Annotated in this window: 9 protein-coding genes; all 9 read left to right on the top strand. The window is 43.0% G+C overall.

Annotated elements, in window-relative coordinates:
- Positions 1-145: 145 nt before the first annotated feature.
- Positions 146-436, top strand: a complete 291-nt coding sequence (locus tag NG798_RS26540) for a hypothetical protein (protein WP_261226732.1) — start codon at positions 146-148, stop codon at positions 434-436.
- Between the two features lie 119 nt (positions 437-555).
- Positions 556-915, top strand: coding sequence for a single-stranded DNA-binding protein (ssb, locus tag NG798_RS26545; protein ID WP_261226733.1), 360 nt, complete (start codon positions 556-558; stop codon positions 913-915).
- A 100-nt stretch (positions 916-1015) separates the two neighbouring features.
- Positions 1016-1465: a hypothetical protein gene (locus NG798_RS26550; protein ID WP_261226734.1), complete on the top strand. Its 450-nt coding sequence runs from the start codon at positions 1016-1018 to the stop codon at positions 1463-1465.
- Between the two features lie 88 nt (positions 1466-1553).
- Positions 1554-2753: a bifunctional DNA primase/polymerase gene (locus tag NG798_RS26555; RefSeq protein ID WP_261226735.1), complete on the top strand. Its 1200-nt coding sequence runs from the start codon at positions 1554-1556 to the stop codon at positions 2751-2753.
- 73 nt (positions 2754-2826) lie between these two features.
- A complete protein-coding gene (locus tag NG798_RS26560; RefSeq protein ID WP_261226736.1) occupies positions 2827-3375 on the top strand; it encodes a siphovirus Gp157 family protein in 549 nt (182 codons plus the stop codon).
- A 77-nt stretch (positions 3376-3452) separates the two neighbouring features.
- Complete coding sequence (locus NG798_RS26565) at positions 3453-3677, top strand: hypothetical protein (protein ID WP_261226716.1); 225 nt, start codon at positions 3453-3455, stop codon at positions 3675-3677.
- Positions 3674-4678, top strand: coding sequence for a class I SAM-dependent methyltransferase (locus tag NG798_RS26570; protein ID WP_261226737.1), 1005 nt, complete (start codon positions 3674-3676; stop codon positions 4676-4678). Before NG798_RS26565 ends, NG798_RS26570 begins: the two co-directional genes overlap by 4 nt.
- Positions 4675-4890, top strand: a complete 216-nt coding sequence (locus NG798_RS26575; protein ID WP_261226738.1) for a hypothetical protein — start codon at positions 4675-4677, stop codon at positions 4888-4890. Before NG798_RS26570 ends, NG798_RS26575 begins: the two co-directional genes overlap by 4 nt.
- A 92-nt stretch (positions 4891-4982) precedes the next feature.
- Complete coding sequence (locus tag NG798_RS26580; RefSeq protein ID WP_261226739.1) at positions 4983-5507, top strand: hypothetical protein; 525 nt, start codon at positions 4983-4985, stop codon at positions 5505-5507.
- The last annotated feature ends 362 nt before the right edge of the window (positions 5508-5869 follow it).

Genomic DNA, 5869 nt, shown 5'->3' on the forward strand with positions numbered 1-5869 from the left:
TGCTGATGGTCAAATATTTGATTTTCCGAAACTTTATGAGTATGGTATTTTTTCACAACCTATTTAGGATTGCTATAGTACGCCGGCAATCCCCGAACCGAAAACAACTGAACCCGCACCATATCAACAGAAACCCTGGGAAAATATGTTAACCAGTTTAGCTTTTAATGCGCTCAAAAAAGAGGGACAAGAAATCATACCAGGTGTCAACCATGCTTCCTTTTTCCAAGGCAGATTATCTACTTTTTATTACACTGACCCCACCACCGGCAAAGACACCATCAAAATTACATCCAACGCTTCAAATGATATTATCTACCACAAATGTCGTGGTGAAGCTCCAATTGTGGAGAATCTCAATAGTTCTCAGAAACAGTATCTTTCTGCTCTGTACCAACATTTCTCCCAACAGTTAAACGGTGACCTCAGTCGTTGAACATATACAAGGGTTCAACAATTAAATCAATCTCAGGAGTATTATATCAATCTCAGTAGTTTAGCAAAAAATAAAGCGCTAAGCGCTAATTGGGTGATGAATAAAAGGAGACAATTAGTATGTCTGTTAATTCGTGTTTATTGATTGGCCGGTTAGGGCAAGAACCACAGACAAAAACATTTGCTGGTGGAAGCCAAGTTACCGAATTTTCTCTGGCTGTCAAACGCTTAGGCAGAGAAACCCCAGACTGGTTTAATATCCAAGCATGGGGTAAAACCTCGGATATTGCTGGTAAATACCTCCGCAAAGGTAGCCAAGTGGCCGTTGCTGGCAATTTGAAGTTTGACCAGTGGCCCGATAAAACCACCGGCGACACTCGCTGGAAACCTGTTGTCGTTTGTAATGAAATTGAACTACTCGGTAACACCGGCTCAACTGAAACTTCGGATGTTTCCTCAGATGATGACGATGATTTCTAAATAAAATTAATCAGCTAAATCAAAGCAGCCATCGTGCTGTTTTTTTTATTTTAACTAAGGCGCGATGCGCTGATTATACGAAAAATTAGGGTAAAATAAAATGAACAGGTTTTTGTTATCTATCAAACTTGTGGAAGTCATCGAATCTCCCGACGGTGCGACCGGCATTGCTTTAATGAAATATCAGGGTAGCCAAAAATCAACATCTACCAAAGGTATTTATTACGCTGGTCAAAATAAAAATGTGTCGGATACCCTACTAAAAGCTGGTGTGGGAGGAACCCTCGTCTGCACCGGCAATATGGAATGTTGTCAAACCAACAACAGAAGCACCGACTTACTCTTCCATATTTGGGAAGCGCAAATAATCAAAAGTACAGTTCCCACCAGTGGTGCCGGTGTAGCCCCAACTTCAGCAGAAGCAATCATCCCTCCGACTTCAGCAGAAGCAATCATCCCTCCGGCTTCAGCAGAAGCAATAATTCCACAAAATTCAACTTACAAAACGCCATCTGGCGAAGTTGTATCATTCGAGCTTGTTCCCTTCTAAGCCCGTTAACCACAAATTCATTACCAACCAGAAAAGTGAGGAAACCCCCTCGCTTTTTTATTTTTAGCTTACGTTCAGGAATCAAAATATGCAATTAAAATCGATTACGTTGCATGAGACAATCGAAGAAACACTTTTGATTTTGCCTCAACATTGGTTAATTATCCCAGTAGGATATAATAAACGACCGTTGGGTTATAATTGGCCATCTAGGGCAATGCCGGTGGAGAAGTTTATCTCGGAATTACGCAAGTTTAACTCAATTCCAATTCTCAGTAAAACTGGGGATTTTAAACGAATATACCCACCCGGTATTGGATTACTCACCGGCCCAAATTCTCAAGAAAATTTGATAGCCGTTGATATTGATGGGGAAAGTGCCGAGCGAAAATTAGAGGAGATTTCTGGTGGCAATATACCGCGCACTGTTAGTTTTACATCAGGCCGGCCACACCGAAGACAGCTATTATTTAGTGCTCAGTTGGGGGTGGAATTACGGTCACAGAAAATCCCAACAGGAATTGAGGAAGGATTAGAATTGCGGACGAAGAATTTGCAATCTGTTTTACCACCATCCCCCCATCCCATCACTGGTTGTTATAAATGGGTGGCCGGTCTTTCGCCTAGAGATATTGAAGTTGCACCGGCACCAAATTGGCTACTCGATCTTTTATGCCAACCAGTCAATCAGAACAAACCAGCAAATTTAGTTAAGTTTCAGCGGCCAACTGAGCGACACGCGACCAGCCATACTACCACCGGAGATCCTCAGTACAGCAAGTACACCGGGTACACCACCGACACCTTGACCACCGCTGGATTCATCAGGTACACCGGCCTCTCCAAGACGACCAACCTTTCCACCACCGGATACACCGGCCTCTCCAAGACGACCGACTTTTCCACCACCGGGTGCACCGGCCTCTCCAAGACGACCGACTTTTCCACCACCGGGTGCACCGGCCTCTCCAAGACGACCGACTTTTCCACCACCGGGTGCACCGATCATCCCCAGTACACCGGCCACAGCACAATTCAGAATAACAGCATAAGAACTGCTAGATTTCTGCTAACAAAAATCCATCCAAAATATGCAGATGATTACCATTGGTGGATTAAAGTAGGAATGGCACTCAAATTTATTAGTCCATCCCTGTTAGAAGATTGGGATAAGTGGAGTCGGCTTTCTCCTAAATATAAGGCCGGTGAATGTGATTATAAATGGCATTCATTTAATGGTCGGGGGATTACAGACCGCACTTTATACTGGTTAGCCCGTCAATTTTAAAACTGCTGGTATGGGGGTGGGGTGCTTGGTTGCGCTACGCGCATTGGTGTTGAACCCACACCCCCAATAATTTATGGCTACCCTCAATGAACTATCAGAACAACTGGAATTAGCGGCAGAAATTATTGAGTCTGACCCTACCCCAGAAAATCAACGATTAGCCCAGGGAATTGTTGATGAGATTATTCCCCAGATTGAATCTAAAATTGATGCTTACACCAGTGTCATCAAATCCAAACTAGAACTCGCAGAAACCAGAAAACAACGTGCTAAAAGTATTATGGAACTTGCCTGTTCTGCTGAGAAGACAGCGTACTGGTTAAAGCAAAATCTCCAAAGCTTTCTTGAGCAACGAGTTGAACAATTGGGAGAAAAAGGTAAACGGTTAGAAGGCATTGAAAGTGCTGTTACCCTCTGTAAAGCCGGTGGTAAAGTGCCGGTGCAACTTCCTGCGGATCTACTACCAGATGATGTACCAGAAGAATTCCGCAAAGTAATTGTTGATATTGACACCGAAGCTTTAAAAGAAGCTTGCCGCAATTCTAAGACCGGCACTATCTCCCACAACAACAAAATTATTGCTGCGGTAAAGGAACGCAGTAATTATCTACGAATCAAATAATACCATTTTTGCCCACCAACATAACAAGAAGCGCTGATTATCAAGGCGCTTTTTGTTTCATCCTACTTAACAAGGTTATGGATATCACCCCTCAAACAATGGTTCTAAAGATGGTGAGCTATATCGAGGTTAAAGAGGGATATCAAACTTATCTCCACAGTGCCGACGGTAGCATCATCACCTACTCTCTTCTCCCCTCAAAAGAAGCTCTCGAACTAGCACAACAATCCTGTAAAGATGCCGGTTGGCGTTTCACTAATGCTACCAGTATTGTCAAGACTTTTAGGAAACAAAGCAGATGAAGCAACTTACTTTATGGAATGGGGAAAGCGGTTGCCCAACCATCCCCAACCCGCGAATTGCCAATAAATTACGGGAGTTAGCGGACAATTTAACCCCCCAGATAAATCGGCTAATTGATTCTAGTATTAGCAACCAAAGGCCCACTGCTCGCAGAATCAAAATTGCCGAATCCATGAGGTCAGAAGGTAAACAATTGCAGCACGTTCAAGCTGCTTTATTGTACCTTGCTTCCCTACATGAATCAGGGAAAGTACCACCCCTACTGGAGAATATACGCACCCGAAAAGCAGTTGAATTTTTCATCAGAAATTCTGGCTATTCTCCTAATAAAGTCATCTCCCATTATAGAGATGAACTTGCTAGTTGGGGGATTGAAACAACTTCTGAATTCGTTGAGGCAGTTAATATCCTCAATAGCATGAAAGTACCAGAGGATACAACTTCTAACAAAATACGACAATTAGAGAATGAATTAGTTGGTCGCAAAATTGAGGAGTTTTTTCCTACACCCCCTTTGGTAGTAGAAAGAATGCTCTCCATTGCTCAACTTAAACCAGGAATGCGTGTCCTTGAACCATCTGCCGGTAATGGGGCAATTGCTGAAGCTATTGCTAGTAAGATTGACGGTTCACCAGATGTTATTGAGATTAATTCTACTCTCCGGGAAATTCTGAGGTTGAAAAATCTGAATATTGTAGGTTCTGATTTCTTGGAATTTCAACCAACTATCCTCTATGATGCTGTGCTATTAAATCCGCCGTTTAGTGAAGAAATCAGTCATATCCAGAAGGCTTATCAGTGCCGGCATAAACAGGGGATTTTGGTAAGTGTCGCCAGCACTAAGGTTTTGTTTCGCTCTACTACCAAATACCAAGCTTTTAAAAGTTGGCTCAATAAAGTAGGTGCTGAAATAGAGGAACTCCCTGATGGTTCTTTCACCAAATCACGAATCCGTACCACTGAAGTTGCTACCATTCTCATCACCATTAAACCCCAATGAAAATCATTGTCCAAGCTAATCCACCACTGACATTGTGGGATTGTCCTGAATTTCCACCCGATAACGTCTGTGTCAAGGTAATAAGAGAGGCGGTTGTCAACAGTAGTCACATCGTAATTGAACAAGCTCACGACACCATTTATTCCGGGGAATCAGAAGAAATCGACTCGGACGAATACGATTACTATCTGTACGGCCCTCAGCGCTGGTAATTGAGGTTTAAAACGACTGGTTGAATGATGGGGTTGGAAATCCCCCTTTCCAACCCTCGTTTATAATACCAAACAAACTGGAAGAACTAACCATGAATCAATCTGAACTATTAGACAAATTAAGATATGCTTTGCCCATTCATCTTTATGGGGTCGGAGTTGCCAAATCATTCCCACATCTCTGTCGTGAAATTGAGAACGGGGAAACTCAAATAATATGGGAGAATTCCCAACCTCTCCGCGTCGTACAATTTGTTTTTGTTGAAATATTATCTCACGACGGTAAAACTTTAATTGAAGACCGACAAGAGTTTGCAGATGGTCGTATCCGTCGCCGGGGGTTTAGGGGAATCTCTGAAAAACTTAAACCTTCTGAAGATAGTTTAGATGGTGCTAGACGGGGAATCATTAAGGAACTTGGATTAAACCCCGAATTACTTAAACTAGAATTCGTTGGAATGGATATTCGGGAAAAAGAAAGTGGTTCTTATCCTGGTTTAATGACGCGGTACACGAAATTTCATTATAAGACCGAAATCCCACTCGAAATGTACCAAGACCAATACATTGAGAAATCCCCAGATGGCTGCAAAACCTTTTTTGTATGGCAGCAGTAGTTCATCCGATATAAGTGATATTAATGCCGGCGTGCCAACTTGTCAGAGCAGGATAGTAATGGGCAAAATTGTTAAGTTTTCCGCAGCCCACCGGCATAAGTTGTGGAATTAGCCAATCTCTGACTCAAAAGGCTATGTGGTGTCAGGCGATCTGCCAGGAGCTTACTGCTCAAGTCAGTTCGCACCAGTTCCGCTCCCCAGATGCTGAAATGCTTGCAGTCTAAGGAGTTTTTGCTCGCAGCAGATTTTGCCGAGTACAAGAATGTAGCCATCATTTACAGCGAATTGTGGTTTGCCAGAAGGCCAATAAAATAAAGCAACCATCCTCTGATGCCACCGGCCCCAAAGGAGCGCACCGGCCC

This window comes from Ancylothrix sp. D3o (assembly GCF_025370775.1).
Lineage (GTDB): Bacteria > Cyanobacteriota > Cyanobacteriia > Cyanobacteriales > Oscillatoriaceae > Ancylothrix.

Excerpts from the sequence above, each read along its gene's own strand:
- NG798_RS26555 (WP_261226735.1), top strand. The coding sequence starts at position 1,554 with ATGCAATTAAAATCGATTACGTTGCATGAGACAATCGAAGAAACACTT.
- NG798_RS26570 (WP_261226737.1), top strand. The coding sequence starts at position 3,674 with ATGAAGCAACTTACTTTATGGAATGGGGAAAGCGGTTGCCCAACCATC.
- NG798_RS26540 (WP_261226732.1), top strand. The coding sequence starts at position 146 with ATGTTAACCAGTTTAGCTTTTAATGCGCTCAAAAAAGAGGGACAAGAA.
- NG798_RS26575 (WP_261226738.1), top strand. The coding sequence starts at position 4,675 with ATGAAAATCATTGTCCAAGCTAATCCACCACTGACATTGTGGGATTGT.
- NG798_RS26580 (WP_261226739.1), top strand. The coding sequence starts at position 4,983 with ATGAATCAATCTGAACTATTAGACAAATTAAGATATGCTTTGCCCATT.
- ssb (WP_261226733.1), top strand. The coding sequence starts at position 556 with ATGTCTGTTAATTCGTGTTTATTGATTGGCCGGTTAGGGCAAGAACCA.
- NG798_RS26560 (WP_261226736.1), top strand. The coding sequence starts at position 2,827 with ATGGCTACCCTCAATGAACTATCAGAACAACTGGAATTAGCGGCAGAA.
- NG798_RS26565 (WP_261226716.1), top strand. The coding sequence starts at position 3,453 with ATGGATATCACCCCTCAAACAATGGTTCTAAAGATGGTGAGCTATATC.
- NG798_RS26550 (WP_261226734.1), top strand. The coding sequence starts at position 1,016 with ATGAACAGGTTTTTGTTATCTATCAAACTTGTGGAAGTCATCGAATCT.